The 15,657-nt window shown below is 70.2% G+C and carries 14 protein-coding genes; 3 read left to right on the top strand and 11 right to left on the bottom strand.

Going from position 1 to position 15,657, the window contains the following annotated elements; translation table 11 throughout:
• Positions 1-25: 25 nt before the first annotated feature.
• The 8 genes from rodA to AC0VYL_RS06850 form a co-directional block, all read right to left on the bottom strand.
• Positions 26-1,210 (bottom strand): rod shape-determining protein RodA, encoded by a 1,185-nt coding sequence (gene rodA / locus AC0VYL_RS06885; RefSeq protein WP_475460446.1) that lies wholly within the window; start codon positions 1,208-1,210, stop codon positions 26-28.
• On the bottom strand, positions 1,210-3,342 hold the full coding sequence (gene mrdA / locus AC0VYL_RS06880; protein ID WP_475482631.1) for a penicillin-binding protein 2: 2,133 nt from the start codon (positions 3,340-3,342) through the stop codon (positions 1,210-1,212). Before mrdA ends, rodA begins: the two co-directional genes overlap by 1 nt.
• Before the next feature lie 4 nt (positions 3,343-3,346).
• Positions 3,347-3,901, bottom strand: coding sequence for a rod shape-determining protein MreD (mreD, locus tag AC0VYL_RS06875; protein ID WP_475460442.1), 555 nt, complete (start codon positions 3,899-3,901; stop codon positions 3,347-3,349).
• Positions 3,898-4,797 carry a rod shape-determining protein MreC gene (mreC, locus tag AC0VYL_RS06870; RefSeq protein WP_475460440.1) on the bottom strand — a complete coding sequence of 300 codons (900 nt, stop codon included), beginning with the start codon at positions 4,795-4,797 and terminating at the stop codon, positions 3,898-3,900. Before mreC ends, mreD begins: the two co-directional genes overlap by 4 nt.
• A gap of 1 nt (position 4,798) precedes the next feature.
• Entirely contained in the window at positions 4,799-5,833 is a 1,035-nt protein-coding gene (locus AC0VYL_RS06865) for a rod shape-determining protein (RefSeq protein ID WP_026129377.1), read from the bottom strand.
• A gap of 231 nt (positions 5,834-6,064) precedes the next feature.
• Positions 6,065-6,469, bottom strand: coding sequence for a nucleoside-diphosphate kinase (ndk, locus tag AC0VYL_RS06860; protein ID WP_049565932.1), 405 nt, complete (start codon positions 6,467-6,469; stop codon positions 6,065-6,067).
• Between the two features lie 204 nt (positions 6,470-6,673).
• On the bottom strand, positions 6,674-7,039 hold the full coding sequence (locus AC0VYL_RS06855; protein WP_475482630.1) for a DUF4233 domain-containing protein: 366 nt from the start codon (positions 7,037-7,039) through the stop codon (positions 6,674-6,676).
• Positions 7,040-7,059: 20 nt separating this feature from the next.
• Positions 7,060-8,412: a bifunctional folylpolyglutamate synthase/dihydrofolate synthase gene (locus tag AC0VYL_RS06850; RefSeq protein WP_475482629.1), complete on the bottom strand. Its 1,353-nt coding sequence runs from the start codon at positions 8,410-8,412 to the stop codon at positions 7,060-7,062.
• 97 nt (positions 8,413-8,509) lie between these two features.
• Here AC0VYL_RS06850 and AC0VYL_RS06845 point away from each other — a divergent pair, with 97 nt between their 5' ends.
• The 3 genes from AC0VYL_RS06845 (at position 8,510) to AC0VYL_RS06835 (ending at position 11,082) form a co-directional block, all read left to right on the top strand.
• A complete protein-coding gene (locus AC0VYL_RS06845; protein WP_475482628.1) occupies positions 8,510-9,763 on the top strand; it encodes a folylpolyglutamate synthase/dihydrofolate synthase family protein in 1,254 nt (417 codons plus the stop codon).
• Positions 9,764-9,856: 93 nt separating this feature from the next.
• Positions 9,857-10,765, top strand: a complete 909-nt coding sequence (locus AC0VYL_RS06840; protein ID WP_475482627.1) for a hypothetical protein — start codon at positions 9,857-9,859, stop codon at positions 10,763-10,765.
• Positions 10,766-10,830: 65 nt separating this feature from the next.
• Positions 10,831-11,082, top strand: coding sequence for a hypothetical protein (locus AC0VYL_RS06835; RefSeq protein ID WP_475482626.1), 252 nt, complete (start codon positions 10,831-10,833; stop codon positions 11,080-11,082).
• A gap of 49 nt (positions 11,083-11,131) precedes the next feature.
• Here the strand turns inward: AC0VYL_RS06835 and AC0VYL_RS06830 are convergent, their stop codons facing one another.
• The 3 genes from AC0VYL_RS06830 to AC0VYL_RS06820 form a co-directional block, all read right to left on the bottom strand.
• Positions 11,132-12,496 (bottom strand): LVIVD repeat-containing protein, encoded by a 1,365-nt coding sequence (locus AC0VYL_RS06830; RefSeq protein WP_475482625.1) that lies wholly within the window; start codon positions 12,494-12,496, stop codon positions 11,132-11,134.
• 94 nt (positions 12,497-12,590) lie between these two features.
• Entirely contained in the window at positions 12,591-14,009 is a 1,419-nt protein-coding gene (locus AC0VYL_RS06825) for an LVIVD repeat-containing protein (protein WP_475482624.1), read from the bottom strand.
• Between the two features lie 140 nt (positions 14,010-14,149).
• Positions 14,150-15,559 carry an LVIVD repeat-containing protein gene (locus AC0VYL_RS06820; protein WP_475482623.1) on the bottom strand — a complete coding sequence of 470 codons (1,410 nt, stop codon included), beginning with the start codon at positions 15,557-15,559 and terminating at the stop codon, positions 14,150-14,152.
• Positions 15,560-15,657 lie beyond the last annotated feature (98 nt).

Genomic DNA, 15,657 nt, shown 5'->3' with positions numbered 1-15,657 from the left:
GGCCCGGTCCGGGGCGCGTCGCGGATCAGAACTCGAAGCCGCGGTCCCGGGAGTTGACACCGAGTACCAGGCCCAGGGCGAGCATGTTGGCGAGGATCGCCGTACCGCCGTAGGACACGAACGGCAGCGGCAGCCCGGTCACCGGCAGGATGCCCAGGCCCATCCCGATGTTGATGAAGGCCTGGAAGCCGAACCAGGAGGCCACCCCCACGCACAGCAGGCGCGGATAGGGCTGGTCGCAGCCCCGCGCGATGCGCAGGATCCGCCAGATCACCACGGCGAACAGCACGATGATCGCCCCGGAGCCGAGGAACCCCAGCTCCTCCCCCGCCACCGTGAAGATGAAGTCGGTGTGCTGCTCGGGGACGAACCGGCCGTGGGTCTGCTCCCCCTGGAACAGCCCGGTACCGTCGAAGCCCCCCGACCCCACGGCGATCAGCGCCTGCGCGGAGTTGTAGCCCGCGCCCTGCGGGTCGGCCGCCGGGTCCATCAGGGTCGCGATCCGGTCCACCTGGTAGGGCTCCAACAGCTCGAACCACCACACGGCCAGCACCGCCAGCGCGCCGCAGGAGAGCATGCCCGCCACCCAGGTGACCGGAGCCCCGGACAGGGTGAGCATCCCGAGGAAGATCGCGCACAGGACCAGGCTGGTCCCCAGGTCGGGCTGGAGCATGACGAGACCGAGCGGGACCGCCATCACCAGCAGGCAGAACAGCACGTCCCTGGTCATCGGCCGGGTCTCGCCGTCCCGGGGCTCACCGAGCAGGGTGGCCAGGACCAGGATCAGACCGACCTTGGCCAGCTCACTGGGCTGGAATTGGAAGCCGCCGATCACGATCCAGCCGCGCGAACCGTTGATCACCGCGCCCAGCGGTGTGAGCACCAGGACGAGGGAGACCACGGTGAACCCGTAGACGATCGGCGCGTAGGCGCGGACCGTCCGGTAGTCCACCGCCGCGACGACCAGGCACACCGCCACGGCCACCGCGAGGTGGAGCAGGTGGCGGACGAGGTGGTCCACGGACTCCAGGGGGTCGCCCCCGTCGCCCGGCAGCGTGGCCGACCACACCAGCAGCGATCCGAGTCCGGCGAGCACCAGTACGGCGCCGATCAGCATCCAGTCGAGGCGCCGCGCCCCGCCCGCCGCCGAGCTGAGGGTCCGCCCCAGGTCGCCCTGGCGCCGGGGCGGACCGCCCATGTTCGTGATCATCAGGGCTCCAGCGTCTCGATGGAACCGTCCGGGCGGACGACCGGCAGTTCGGTGTGCGGCTTGCCGCCCGGCAGCAGCGGCTTGCCCTCCTTCACGTCCTCGGTGTCACCGGCGGACGAGAAGCCGTACAGACCCTCGTAGATCTCGCGGGCGATGGGCGCGGCGGTCTCGCCACCGGTACCGCCCTGGGAGACCAGGACGACGATCGCGTACTGCGGATCGTCCACCGGCGCGTAGGAGGCGAACCAGGACGACACCTGGCGGCCCTGCGCGTCGGCGCTGCCGGTCTTGCCCGCGACGGCGACCTTGTCCTGCGGGAAGTCGGAGAAGGCGCCGCCACCCGTACCGGACGTGGTCACCTCGGCCAGGGCCTCCTGGAGGTACTTGATGGTCTCGTCGCTGACCGGCACCTCGTTCTTGACCGTCGGTTCGATCTCCTCGATCTTCGACCCGTCGGCGGCGACCATGGCCTTGGCCACGCGCGGCTCGTACAGGGTTCCGCCGTTGGCGATGGACGCGTAGGCGCTGGCCAGCTGGAGCGGGCTGACGAGGACGTCGCCCTGGCCGATCGAGAAGTTGATCGCCTCGCTGGCCCGCCACTCGAAGCCCTCCACGCAGTGTTCGTGGGCGAGCTGCTTGAGGTAGGCGGCCTGCGACGGGTCGTTCTCCGCGATGTCCGGGTAGCCGGACTCGGCCCGCTCGCAGTTGACCTCCCGGGTCTCCTCCCAGAAGGTGCGCTTCCACTCGCGGTCCGGGACGCGGCCACCGGTCTCGTACGGCAGGTCCACACCGGTGGGCGAGCCGAACCCGTAGCCGCGCGCCATGTCGGCCATGGCCTCCTCGGGGTCGCCGTCCGGATGGAGCCCGCCGTCCTTCGACCACATCTGGTATCCGAAGTTGTAGAACACGGTGTTGCAGGAGGCGATGATCGCCTGCTTCAGGGTGATGCTGCCCTGACCCGCGCCCGCGTAGTTCTCGTAGTTCTGACCGGCGAGGTTGACCGAGCCGGGGCAGGCGTAGGTGCTGCGCAGCGAGTACCCGTTCTCGACGGCGGCCGACAGCGACGACACCTTGAAGGTGGAGCCGGGCGGGTACGTGCCCTGGACGGCGCGGGAGAGCAGGGGCTCCCCGGCCTCCTCGCTGAGCATGGCGTCGAAGGTCTCCTGGTCGATGCCGCCGTCCCAGATGGCGGGGTCGTAGGTGGGCAGGCTGGCCATGGCCACGACCCCGCCGTTGGTGACGTCGAGGACGACGGCGGCGCCGGAGTCGGCCTTGTACTTGGGCCGGGCGCCCTCCATCCCCCGGGCCAGGGCCTCCTCGGCGACCTTCTGGACGTTCATGTCCATGTGGGTGACCAGGTGCATGCCCGCCTCGGGGAGGCGCTCGGAGATCACGTCCATGATCTCGCCGTGGTTGTTCACGCCCAGGGTGCGCAGCCCCGCGCTGCCGCGCAGCTCCTTGTCGTAGACGGCCTCCAGGCCGTCACGGCCCACCATGTCGATTCCGGTGAACTGGGTGCGCAGCTCCTCGCGGGCCTCCAGCTCCTCCTGGGTGACGGGCTGGAGGTAGCCGAGCATCTGTCCCGCGTGGTCGCCGTAGGGGTACTCGCGCACGGCCTGGGCCTGAGCGGTGATCCCGGGGAAGTCGTCGGCGCGCTCCATGATCTGGAGCGCGACCGGCCCCTCCACGTCCTCGGCGAGGGTGACGGGCTGGTAGGGCGACCCGGGCCAGCAGGGACGCTGGACCTCGGGGCCGCACAGACGCATGCGCTGCTGGAGCTCCTCCAGGGGGACGTCCAGGACGCCGGAGAGGTCGCTGAGGACCTTCTCCCCGCCGTCCTTCATCCCCTGGAGCTCGTGGTAGTCGGCCGAGACCAGGAGTTCGGTCTTGTTGTTGACCACGACACGGCCGCTGGAGTCGAGGATCTGCCCCCGGGTGGCGGGGACGACCAGCTCCTGGTGGTGGTTGGAGACGGCCAGCTCACGGTAGTGGTCGGCCATGGGCACCTGGAGGTACCAGAGCCGGGCGACCAGGACCGCGAACAGGGCCAGGACCAGGAACTGTGCCAGGAAGAGTCCGAACCAGCCGAGTCTGCGGCCGGGCACTGACGGGTTGGTGGGCGGCTTGCGCACCGGGTCACCACCCTCCCAGAGAGGTCGGCCCCTGGATGGTGGCGAAGTCGCTCTCCGCGAGCGAGGTGCGTATCCACAGGATCGGCAGGGTGACCACGGCCGCGAACAGGGTGGTCAGCAGGGCGCCGACACCGACCTGGACGCCGACCGCCCCGAGGGTGACGTTGGCGTCACCCATCAGGAAGCCGATCGCCGCGTAGCTCAGGCCCACCCCCACCGCCGTGACGGCGGTGATGCCCAGCGCGGTCCACGCGGAGACCGTGTTGCCCACCGCGCCGCCCAGGCCGGTGTTGGCGCGCAGCAGCGAGACGAGGTAGGCGGCCAGGCACAGCACCAGGGCGTAGCGGCCCATCGGGTGTTCGGCCGGGGGCAGGACGTCCATGGCCAGCCCGGCCGCGAACCCGCATCCGGCGGCGGCGGCCGGGTTGGTGGTCAGCGCCACGGCGACCACGGCGGCGAGGACGAGGTCCGGGCCCCACTCGAAGGGCAGCCGGTTGACGATGGCGGCCTGGGCGAGCACCGCGACGGTCACCATGAGCAGGGTCGCTGCGGCCCTCATTGGTCCCCCTTGGGATCGGGTTTGGGCGGGAGCACGGAGTCACGCGGGTCCTCGGCGGGACCGGAGACGACCACGCCCACCATGTCCAGGGACGCGAAGTCCACGGCCGGGGTGATGCGGGCGATCCGGCTCAGCGCCCCCGGCGCCACGTGGACCTCGTCGACGGTGCCGATGGGCACCCCCGGGACGAACGGCGCGCCGTCGTGCGAGCCGAGCGTGACCACGCGGTCCCCCTCGTCGATGGGGGCCTCCATGTCGAACAGCTCCAGGGTGAGATCGGCCTCGGGGCCGCCCGGGACGCTGCCGCCGCTGATCGCGCCGATCTTGCGGGTCTGTTCGAGCCGCGCGCCGACCGTGGAGTTGACGTCGGTGGCGAGCTTGACGGTGGCGAGCCGGGGCCCGGCCTCGATCACACGCCCGACCAGTCCGGCGCCGCTGACCACCGTCATGTCGGGGCGGATCCCGGAGTCGGTGCCCGCGTCGATGGTGACGGTGTGCGCGTAGCCCTGCGCGGTGGTGCGGGTGACCGCCTGGGCCGGGACGATCTCGTAGCCGCCCAGACCGGACAGGTGCAGGAGCTCGTCGAGCTGGTCCGAACGGCCGTCGTCGAGCCGGGCCGCCTGGAGGTCCGACTCCAGTTCGGCGTTGGCGGCCTCCAGCTCGGTGATCCGGGCGGCCGCCTTCGGTCCCTGGCTGACGCCCTCGTAGAGCGTGGCGGCGGGGCCGGCGATGAGGCCCACCCCGGCGGCGGCCGGCGCGAAGACCAGTTCGCCGCCGCCCCGGGCGACCGAGGTGACGGGGTTGCTCCCGGACCGCGCGTCCAGCACCATCAGGGCCACGGCCGCCACGACGAGCACGGCGAGGAACAGCCGGGACCGCGTGGAGTCGCGGAGCATGTCAGCGCCGCCGTTCCGGTACGAGGACCTGGTGGAGGCGTTCGTAGTTCTCCACGCAGGTGCCCGAGCCCACCGCGACGGAGTCGAGCGCGTTGTCGGCCACGTGGATGGGCATGCCGGTCTCGTGCAGGAGGCGGTCGTCGAGGCCGCGCAGCAGGGCGCCGCCGCCGGTGACCGCCACGCCCCGGTCCATGATGTCGCCGGACAGCTCGGGCGGGCACTTGTCGAGGCTGGTGCGGACCGCGTCGATGATCGCGGTGACCGGTTCCTCGATGGCCTGGCGCACGTCGGACTCGGACAGGACGATGGTCTTGGGCAGGCCGCTGATGAGGTCGCGTCCCCGGACCTCGGCGTGCAGCTCCTCCGCGCCCGTGGGGTAGGCGGAGCCGATGGCCAGTTTGAGCTCCTCGGCGGTGCGCTCCCCGATCATCAGGGAGTACTCCTTCTTGATGAAGGTCATGATCGCCTGGTCGAGTTCGTCGCCGCCCACCCGGATGGACTGGGAGGTGACGATGCCGCCCATGGAGATGACGGCGACCTCGGTGGTGCCGCCGCCGATGTCGACGACCATGTTGCCGGTGGGCTCGTGGACCGGGAGCCCGGCGCCGATCGCCGCCGCCATGGGCTCCTCGATGATGTACACGCGGCGCGCCCCGGCCTGGTAGCCCGCCTCCTTGACCGCGCGGTGCTCGACCGAGGTGATGCCGCTCGGGACCGCGACGATGATGCGGGGCTTGGCGAAGTGGCGGCGGCGGTGGATCTTCTGGATGAAGTACCGCAGCATGCGCTCGGTGACCTCGAAGTCGGCGATGACGCCGTCCTTGAGCGGGCGGATGGCGGTGATGTTGGTCGGCGTGCGGCCGATCATCTGCTTGGCCTCGATACCGACCGCCACGATCTTGCCGGTCGAGGTGTTGAGCGCGACCACCGACGGCTCGTTCAGGACGATGCCGCGTCCGCGTACGTACACGAGTGTGTTGGCGGTACCAAGGTCTACGGCCATGTCCCGGCCGAGAAATGCAAGGTTGTTGGGCATGTAACGTCCTCAGAGGCGCCGTGTCGGGCGGGGACGTGCGTCACGACCATACGTGGTCGTTCCGGCACGTTAGGTATCCAGTCCCCCGCATCGTAACGGTCAGCACTTAGTCCGTTACGCAAACACACCGAATTGTTGCCTCGTCACCGGACAAGGGTGAGAAAAGAGAGGTGCCCCGGGGCGCGTACGCACCCCAGGGCACCAAGACTAGGCCTCGCGGGCCGGATTCCCCTACAGGTCGGGGAAGAACAGCTTGATCTCGCGCTCCGCCGAGTAGGTGGAGTCCGAGCCGTGGACGATGTTCTTCTGCACCTCGAGGGCGAAGTCACCGCGGATGGTCCCGGGCGTGGCGGTCACCGGGTCGGTGGCGCCGGCGAGGGCACGGAAGGCCTCGATGGCGCGCTCGCCCTCGACCACCATGGCGACCAGCGGACCACCGGTGATGAACTCGACCAGCGAGTCGAAGAACGGACGCGAGGCGTGCTCCTCGTAGTGCGTCTTGGCGGTGTCCGCGTCGAGCGTGCGCAGCTCCATCGCGACCAGGTTAAGGCCCTTGCGCTCGATGCGCGAGATGACCTCACCGACGATGTTGCGGCGGACACCGTCGGGCTTGATGAGAACGAGAGTGCGCTCCACGTGCGTTTCAACTCCTCACTGGGGACCCCCGCGCGGCACGCGGGGGCCTGGGCCCGCGGTGGCGAGCGCACGCGGTGGGGTGAACGGGTGTGTGACCGGGGCTCGGGGACGAGACAGGGGGACGGCGGGGCCGTTCGTCTGCCCGGACGTGCGTCACACTATCGCGTTTGCCCATGGAGCGCGGTGGGAGAGCCCGAACGGAACCTAGGCCCCGCCGACCCCCGCGCCCTCCTCCTGCTCGGCCCGCTCCTCGTGGGCGGCGCGGATCACGTCGACCCTGCGGCCCATGATCACGCCGACGACCCACAGGGACACGAAGACGATCGCGACCAGGGGCGCACCGGTGACCATGAAGGAGCTGAACAGGAAACCGGCCTGGAGCACCCACGACGCGTAGTGCGCCCAGGTGTGCTTCTGGAGCCCGGACAGCAGCAGCGCGGCCAGGGCCATGCCGCCCCAGAGACCGCCCGCCACGGCGGGGTCGGCGCCCTCCAGGTTGATGGCGATGGGGATCGCCAGGCCGATCACGATGGCCTCGAACACGAGGACTACGGCGCAGAGTGTGCGCACGGCGTTCTCCCTTCGTCTGGTTACTGGTCGCCGGAACCGCGCAGCAGGTGGACGGCGTCACCCGAGGTGACCACCGATCCGGTGACCAGCACACCGGTTCCGCCGAACTCGCCGCCCGACTCGGCCAGGCCCACGGCCTGGTCGATGGCGTCGTCGAGCCGTGCGGCCAGGTGCACGCGGTCCTCACCGAAGACCTGCCGGGCGATGTCGGCCAGCTGTGCGGGGTCGAGGGACCGGGGCGAGGAGTTGCGGGTGACCACGATCTCGTCGAGCAGCGGTTCCAAGGGCTCCAGGACGCCCTCGACGTCCTTGTCGGCCATGATGGCGACCACGCCGACCAGCCTGGAGAAGGAGAACGCCTCCTCCACGGCCGCCGCCGTGGCGATCATCCCGGCCGGGTTGTGCGCGGCGTCCGCGATGACGGTCGGGCTGGTGCGCACGACCTCCATACGGCCCGGGGAGTCGATCCCGGCCAGGGCCTCCCCGACGATCACGGGGTCGAGTCCGGCCGCGTCCTCGGAGGCGGAGAAGGCCTCGACGGCCGCGATGGCGACCGCCGCGTTGCTGGCCTGGTGTTCCCCGAAGAGCGGCACGAAGAGGTTGTCGTAGGTGCCCGTGAGGCCCTTGACGGCGACCTGCTGGCCGCCGACGGCCACCTCGCGGGAGGTCACCCCGAACTCCAGTCCCTCCCTGGCCACCGTGGACCCGACCTCGGCGGCGTGCCGGAGCAGGACCTCGGCTGCGGGCACCGGCTGCTGCGCCATGACGGTGACCGACCCCGGCTTGATGATCCCGGCCTTCTCCTCGGCGATGCCGTCGAGGGTGTCGGGCAGGTAGTCCGTGTGGTCGATGCCGATCGGCGTGACCACGGCCACGTCCCCGTCGACGACGTTGGTCGCGTCCCAGCTGCCGCCCATGCCGACCTCCACCACGGCGACGTCCACGGGGGCGTCGGCGAACACGGCGTAGGCCATCACGGTGAGGATCTCGAAGAACGACAGCCGGACGTCGTGCATCGAGTCGGCCATCTCCAGGAACGGCCGGATGTCGTCGTAGGCCTCGACGAACTGCTCCTGGGAGATCGGCTCCCCGTCCACGACGATGCGCTCGCGCACCGTCCGCAGGTGGGGGCTGGTGTAGCGGCCCACCCGCAGGCCCCGGCCGCGCACCAGCGCGTCGATCATCCGGGCGGTGGACGTCTTGCCGTTGGTCCCGGTGACGTGGACGACCCGGAAGTTGCGGTGCGGGTCACCCAACAGGTCCAGGACGGCGCGGACACGGTCCAGGGTGGGGTCGATGTCGGATTCGGGCGCGCGGGAGAGAATCTCCGCGGTGACCTCGGCGTAGCGCTCATGGGCGCCCGCGCCACTCACGGCGTCTCGGTGGTCGGGGTGTACACCCGCGCCAGTGTACGCGGCCCCACCTGGGCTCGGATGCGGGGTCGGGCGTTCGGGGACCATACTTGGGGGCATGCCCAGCCCTGACCCGATCGTCGAACCGTTCTTCTCCGAGTGGGCGGGACGCCGCCCAGGACAGGCGCGCGGCCTGGACCGCGCGTCCGCGCTCCTCTCCACGCTGGACCTGTCTCCGGTTCCCGTGCTCGGGGTGGTGGGGTCCAAGGGCAAGGGCAGCACGGCCACCTACGCGGCGGCGACGCTGTCCGCCGCCGGGCTGCGGACCGTCCTGGTGACGGGCCCGAGCTTCCGGGGCTACCGCGAACGGGTCCGGGTGGACGGCGTGTCCGTGACCGACGACGAACTCCGCGACCTCGGCCGCACCGTGGAGGACGCCCGGCGGACCCTGCCCGACCACGAGGGGTATCTGGCGCCGAGCGGACTGTTCCTGGTGGCCGGGCTGCTGCGCGCCCAGGCGGTCGGCGCCGACGTCTGCGTCCTGGAGGCGGGGATGGGAGGGCACCGCGACGAACTCCGCCTGCTGGGCCCGGAGGTGGTGGCGCTGGGCATGATCTTCGCGGAGCACGTGGGGGTCCTCGGTGACACCGTGGCGGAGATCGCGCGTGAGAAGACCCTCGTGGTCCACCCGGAACGCACCAGGGCCCTGGTGACGCTGCCCCAGGGCCCCGAGGCGGCCCCCGCCGTGACCCGGACCCTCACCGAGGTGACCCGGGGACGGCTCTCCCCCGAGGTCGTGGACCCGACCACCGTGACCGAACCGCCCGCGCACCTGCGCCCCCGGGGCCTGTCCGCGGCCAACGGCGTGCTGGGCACCGCCGCCGCCACCCGCATGCTCGACCTGCTGGACACGCCGCCCGCTCCCCCCGCCCGTCTCCACGAGGTGCTGGGGACCGTGAACCTGCCCGCGCGGCTTTCGAGGCACACCGTGCCCGGCTCGACCACCGAGGTCGTGGTGGACTCCGCCATCGACCGCGTCGGCGTGACCGCCGCGCTGTCGCACGCCCGCGACCTGTGGGGCGGCGTGGACCACGTCCTGCTGTGCCTGCCCGACCACAAGGACGTGTCCGGAGCGGTCGACGCCCTCCGGGGCGTCCGGGTGACCGCCGTGCGCCTGCCCGAGGAGCACCTGCGCTTCGAGCACGCCCTCCCCGCCCACTGGAACCGCGTCCGCGCCGAGGACCTCTCCCCCACCTCGGTCACCGCCCTGGGCCGACGCGTCCTGGCCCTGGGCACGGTCTACTTCACCGGCCGCGTGCTGGAGGTCCTGGACGCCCCCACCGACCGCCTCTTCGACCCGCGTCCCGCATAACCCCCCATCACGGCAGCATCGTCCTTGGTCACCCCTGGTCGTCCCATGCCGTGATTCGTCACGCGCTTCGGACCCTCAACTCCGAGGAGCCGTATGCCCACACGAGAGCACGAGATCCCCCTGCGGCTCGTGCAGAACCAACCCGCGCTGGCGCCTGTACTGGTGCGGGCCCTGGGTTTCGAGATCCCCCGCCACACCGAGGTGGTCAACACCAACACGGCCCTGACCAACTGCGATCCCAGGGAGCTCAACGCCGACGGCGCGGTCCTCCTTCGTGACGGGCCTCGGAACGTCATGGCGGTGGTGGTCGAGCGCCAGAACGGCCGTGACAAGGAGAAACGCCTGACCTGGCCCGCCTATCTGGTCAACCTCCACACACGACTGGAGTGCCCGACGCTGCTGGTGGTGCTGTGTCCCACGGACTCCCTGGCGAGCTGGTGCGCCGCCCCGATCCGCACCGGGCACCCCGGATTCGACCTCGCCCCGCTGACCATCGGTCCGAGCAGGATGCCGGTGATCGCGCGTGACGAACAGGCTCGTGAGCTTCCGGAGCTGGCCGTCCTGTCCGCCCACGCGCACGGGAACTCGGATCCGCGCACCCTGCGTGCCGTGGTGGAGGCCCTGGATTCCACCCCCGAGCGAAATCGGGCGTTCTACTATGACTATGTGCTGTCCGGCCTCAACGAGGCCGCTCGGGAGGAGCTGGAGGGCTTGATGGCTGTGGAGACCTACGAGTGGCAGAGCGACTTCGCCCGCAAGTACGTCGGCATCGGCCGCGAAGAGGGACGCGAAGAGGGACGCGAGGAGGGGCGGGAAGAGGGGCGCGAGGAAGGCCGGGCCGCCCAGGCGGCACGCAGCGTCATCTCCGTCTTGGAGGCACGCGGATTCACCGTCTCGGACGAGGTACGCAGGCGCATCGGGACCTGCACCGACCTGACGACCCTGGAAGAGTGGGTCCCCCTGACCGTCACAGTGGACCGGCCGGAGGACCTCTTCGACTGACCTGGGCCGGGGGGTAGGTGCTCGCTCGGCCGCGCGCAGGCGCGGGTCAAGGAATGGAGGGCTTGATGGCTGTGGAGACCTATGAGTGGCAGAGCGACTTCGCCCGCAAGTACGTCGGCATCGGCCGCGAGGAAGGACGCGAGGAGGGCCGGGCCGCCCAGGCGGCACGCAGCGTCGTCTCCGTCTTGGAGGCACGCGGATTCACCGTCTCCGACGACGTACGGAAACGAGTCAATGACTGCACCGACCTGACGACCCTGCGGAAGTGGGTCCCCGCAGCCGTCACAGTGGACCGGCCGGAGGACCTCTTCGACTGAGGCGGGGCCGGGGAACCTGCCCCCGGCCCCGCACACGATCACCGCCCATCTACCTGCCGGGGCGGAAGACCGGCTGGGTCTGCGGGTTGAACTCCTCATAGGTGACGCGCTCCGCCGCGCGCAGGCGCGGGTCGGTGAGCTTGAGGACGTCCAGGCCACGGTCGATGTCGGACGAGTACACGTAGCCGTTGTAGTAGTACGTCGACCACGTGTCGTTGTTCTGGACGTCGGGGTCGATCCGGTCGTCGGCGTCGAAGTAGCCGATCTCGCGCGGGTTGGTCGGGTCGTTGAAGTCGATCACCGAGATGCCGCCCTGGTACCAGGACTGCACGAAGTAGTCCTGTCCGGGGACCGGGATGAGCGAGCCGTTGTGCGCCACGCACACCTGGTCGCCCTGGTGGCGGTCGATCTTGAAGTAGCTCGCGAACTCCAGCGAGGAGTCGGCGCCCTCACCGTCGAGCGTGTAGATGGCGTTCGCGCCGCGCTCGGGACCGATCTCCTCGGTGCACGTGGGCGCTCCCCCGCCGCCGAGCTCGTCGGTGAACAGCACCGTCCGGGCGTCGTTGGTGAAGGTCGCGGAGTGCCAGAACGCGAAGTTCTCGTCCTGGACCACCTCGGTGACCACCGGGGCGGCCGGGTCCGAGATGTCCATCAGGATGCCGTCACCCATGCAGGCGCCGGCGGCGATGTCCTTGGACGGGAAGACCGTGATGTCGTGGCAGCCGGTGGTCGTGCGGTGGCCGCCGTCCGGGAACAGCACCGGCTCGTTGACCAGGGACGCCTCCCCAGGTGCGTCGAGCGGCACCTCGATGACGCCGATCTTGTCGTGCGGCGGCTGGCAGTTCGGGAAGCTGGCCGAGGGCGAGTACGAGGACACGTACACGAACTCGCGCTCCTCGTCCCCGGGCACGAGGGTGAGGGTGTGCGACCCGCAGTCGGTGCGGACCGCGGAGACGTACTGCGGGTTGGCCTTGTCCGAGATGTCGAAGATCCGGACGCCCTCGAACCCGTCGGGGTCGGTGACCGGCACGGAGGGGGCGCCGCACTCGTCGTTGGCCCGGGGGTAGTCCACGGCGAAGTACAGCAGGTCACCGCTGACCGCCACGTCGCCCTGACCGCCGGGGCACAGGACCTCGGAGACGATCGTCGGGTCCTCGGGCTCGGAGATGTCGTAGATGACGAAGCCGTCGTAGTTGCCGCCGATGGCGTAGTCGCCGGTGAAGGCCAGGTCCGAGTTGGTGTTGCTGATCGCGTCGGGCTTGGGGACGTTCGCGACGTGCTCGACGTTGTCGCTGGAGATCTGGTCCGAGGGCGGGGTGTCGGCGTACGCGGACGCCGGGCCGAGGAGCCCGGCGAACAGCGTCGCGGCCGCTGCCGTCGCTAGTGCGGCGACACGGCGCGTGGAGGAGCGCATGGGTCGGCCTTTCCTGGTGGGGGTTCGGGGGTGGGTGACAGCACGCGGGGGTGCCGCGCGTGGCTCGCGCGGCACCCCGGTGCGTCGTGGCCGGTTACCGCCCGGGGCGGTAGACCGGCTGGGTCTGCGGGTTGAACTCCTCGTAGGTCACCCGCTCGGCCGCGCGCAGACGCGGGTCGGTGAGCTTGAGGACGTCCAGGCCGCGGCGCATGTCCGAGGAGTAGACGTGGCCGTTGTAGTAGTACGCGGACCAGGTGCTGCCGTTCTCGATGTCGGGGTCGATCCGGTCGTCGGGGTCGAAGTAGCCGATCTCGCGGGGGTTGCTGAGGTCGTTGAAGTCGATGATCGAGATGCCGCCCTGGTACCAGGACTGCACGAAGTAGTTCTTCCCCGGAACGGGGATGAGCGACCCGTTGTGCGCGACACAGGACTGCTGGTCGCCCTGGTGGCGGTCGATCTTGAAGTAGCTCGCGAACTCCAGGCTGTGCCCGCCGTCAGCGGTCTCGTCCAGGGCGTAGATCGCGTTGGCGCCCCGCTCGGGACCGATCTCCTCGGTGCAGGTGGCCGCGCCGCCGCCGCCGAGCTCGTCGGTGAACAGGACGGCCTCGGCGTTGTTGGTGAAGGTCGCGGAGTGCCAGAACGCGAAGTTCTCGTCCTGGACCACCTCGGTCACGACCGGGTCAGCCGGGTCGGAGATGTCCATGATGATGCCGTCACCCATGCAGGCGCCGGCGGCGAGGTCCTTGGACGGGTAGACCGTGATGTCGTGGCAGCCCTCGGTGGGTCGGAGCAGACCGGGCTGGTCGTGGTTGCCGCCGTCCGGGAACAGCACCGGCTCGTTGACGATCGCGGCCGACCCCGGGTCGTCCAGCGGGACCTCGATGACGGCGATCTTGTCGTGCGGCGGCTGGCAGTTCGGGAACGTGGACGAGGGCGCGTAGGACGAGACGTAGACCAGCTCGGTCGAGGGGTCCGCGCCGGGTACGAGGGTCAGGGTGTGCGAACCGCAGTCGGTGCGCACGGCCGAGACGTACTGCGGGTTGGCCTTGTCCGAGATGTCGAAGATCCGGACGCCCTCGAACCCGTTCGGGTCGGTGACCGGCACCGAGGGGGCGCCGCACTCGTCGTTCGCTCGGGGGTAGTCCACCGCGAAGTACAGGAGGTCACCGCTGACGGAGACGTCGCCCTGGCCGCCGGGGCACAGCACCTCGGAGACGATCTTCGGGTCGGCGGGGTCCGCGACGTCGTAGATCACGAAGCCGTCGTAGTTGCCACCGATGACGTAGTCGCCGGTGAAGGCCAGGTCCGAGTTGGTGTTGCTGACCGCCTCCGGCTTGGGGACGTTGGCCAGGTGCTCGACGTTGTCACTGGTGACGCTGTCGGAGGGCGGGGTGTCGGCGTACGCCGCCGCCGGGCCGAGGAGCCCGGCGAACAGGGTCGCCGCCGCGGTCAGCGCGACGGCCGTCGCGCCGCGCAGGCCGCGACCGGCCCGTGACGGGGGAGCTGCGGGCATGGTTTCTCCAGATCGGTTGGGGGGACGGGGGGCTGAGGGGGCGGGACGCGGCGGGGCCGTGGCCGTCGGGCCACGGCCCCGTTCTCTCCCGTTTGCCCTGACTCCCCAGGAGGAGCCACCGGGAGAGGTCGTGGCGCGCGTCAGCGGCCCGGTCGGTAGCTCGGCTGCGACTGCGGGTTGAACTCGTCGTAGGTGACGCGCGCGGCGGAGCGCAGGCGCGGGTCGTCGAGTCGGATCACGTCAAGGCCTCGGGTGATGTCGGAGGAGTAGACGTAGCCGTTGTAGTAGTACGCGGACCACGAGCCGCCCAGGACGAGGGTGTCCTCGTCGATCGGGGCCCGGTCGAAGTAGCCGATCTCGCGGGGGGCGGTCGGGTCGTTGAAGTCGATCACCGAGACGCCGCCCTGGTACCACGACTGCACGAAGAAGTCCTGGCCCGGGACCGGGATCAGCGATCCGTTGTGCGCCACGCAGTTCTCGGTGTCGCTCTGGGTGCGCGGGATCTTGTAGTAGCTCTCGAAGTCGAGCTCCGGAGCCCCGTCCTCGCCGCCGACGGTGTAGATGGCGTTGGCGCCGCGTTCCACCCCGTAGTCCTCGGTGCAGATGGCTCCGCCACCGCCGCCGAGCTCGTCGGTGAAGATCACGGTGCCCGCGTCGTTGGTGAAGGTCGCGGAGTGCCAGAAGGCGAAGTTGTCGTCCTGGACGACGTCGGTGACCACCGGGTGGGCGGGGTCGGAGATGTCCATCAGGATGCCGTCGCCCATGCAGGCCCCGGCGGCGAGGTCGAGCTCCGGGTACGCGGTGATGTCGTGGCAGCCGGTGGTGCTGCGGTTGCCGCCGTCCGGGAACAGCACCGGCTCGTTGACCAGCGCGGCCTCGGAGGGGTTGTCCACGGGGATCTCGATCACCGAGATCTTGTCGTGCGGCGGCTGGCAGTTGGGGAAGTTGGCCGAGGGCGAGTACGAGGACACGTACACGTAGTCGTGCTCGCCGTCCTTGCCGGGCACCAGGGTGTTGGTGTGCGAGCCGCAGTCGGTGGCCACGGCGGCGACGTAGGCGGGGTTGGCCTTGTCCGAGATGTCGAAGACGCGGATGCCCTCGAAGCCGTTCGGGTCCGTGGTGGGGACGGAGGGGGCGCCGCACTCGTCGTTGGCGCGGGGGTAGTCCACGGAGAAGTACAGGAGGTCGCCGCTGACGGAGACGTCGCCCTGACCGCCGGGGCACAGCACCTCGGAGACGACCGTCGGGGACTCCGGTTCGGAGATGTCGTAGACGACGAAACCGTTGTAGTTGCCGCCGATCGCGTAGTCACCGGTGAAGGCCAGGTCGGTGTTGTAGTCACCCATGGCCTCGGACTTCGGGACGTTGGTCACGTGAGTGACGTTCGCGCTGGTCTCGGCGTCGCTCTCGAAGGGGATCTGGTCCGCCGATGCGGCGGCGGGGCCGAGGAGGCCCAAGGTCAGGGCGGTGGCACCGGCCAGAGCGAGACCCGTGGAGCCGCGACGGAACCGCGGGCGTCCTGGGCGTGGGGGGACGGGGGACGACGCCATGCGTACTCCTGATTCCTAATGGAGCGAAACAGGAAGAACGTACACAGTTCAACATCAATATGTATAGAGGGAAACAAAAGAAACATGGTTGTTTACAC

Source organism: Nocardiopsis sp. iso_238 (genome assembly GCF_056173325.1).
The sequence above is the reverse complement of the archived record's forward strand: the minus strand, read 5'-3'. Positions and strand labels throughout refer to the sequence as shown.

Excerpts from the sequence above, each read along its gene's own strand:
- AC0VYL_RS06820 (WP_475482623.1), bottom strand. The coding sequence starts at position 15,559 with ATGGCGTCGTCCCCCGTCCCCCCACGCCCAGGACGCCCGCGGTTCCGT.
- AC0VYL_RS06825 (WP_475482624.1), bottom strand. The coding sequence starts at position 14,009 with ATGCCCGCAGCTCCCCCGTCACGGGCCGGTCGCGGCCTGCGCGGCGCG.
- mreD (WP_475460442.1), bottom strand. The coding sequence starts at position 3,901 with ATGAGGGCCGCAGCGACCCTGCTCATGGTGACCGTCGCGGTGCTCGCC.
- AC0VYL_RS06865 (WP_026129377.1), bottom strand. The coding sequence starts at position 5,833 with ATGCCCAACAACCTTGCATTTCTCGGCCGGGACATGGCCGTAGACCTT.
- AC0VYL_RS06845 (WP_475482628.1), top strand. The coding sequence starts at position 8,510 with ATGCCCAGCCCTGACCCGATCGTCGAACCGTTCTTCTCCGAGTGGGCG.
- AC0VYL_RS06835 (WP_475482626.1), top strand. The coding sequence starts at position 10,831 with ATGGCTGTGGAGACCTATGAGTGGCAGAGCGACTTCGCCCGCAAGTAC.
- AC0VYL_RS06840 (WP_475482627.1), top strand. The coding sequence starts at position 9,857 with ATGCCCACACGAGAGCACGAGATCCCCCTGCGGCTCGTGCAGAACCAA.
- AC0VYL_RS06830 (WP_475482625.1), bottom strand. The coding sequence starts at position 12,496 with ATGCGCTCCTCCACGCGCCGTGTCGCCGCACTAGCGACGGCAGCGGCC.
- rodA (WP_475460446.1), bottom strand. The coding sequence starts at position 1,210 with ATGATCACGAACATGGGCGGTCCGCCCCGGCGCCAGGGCGACCTGGGG.
- mreC (WP_475460440.1), bottom strand. The coding sequence starts at position 4,797 with ATGCTCCGCGACTCCACGCGGTCCCGGCTGTTCCTCGCCGTGCTCGTC.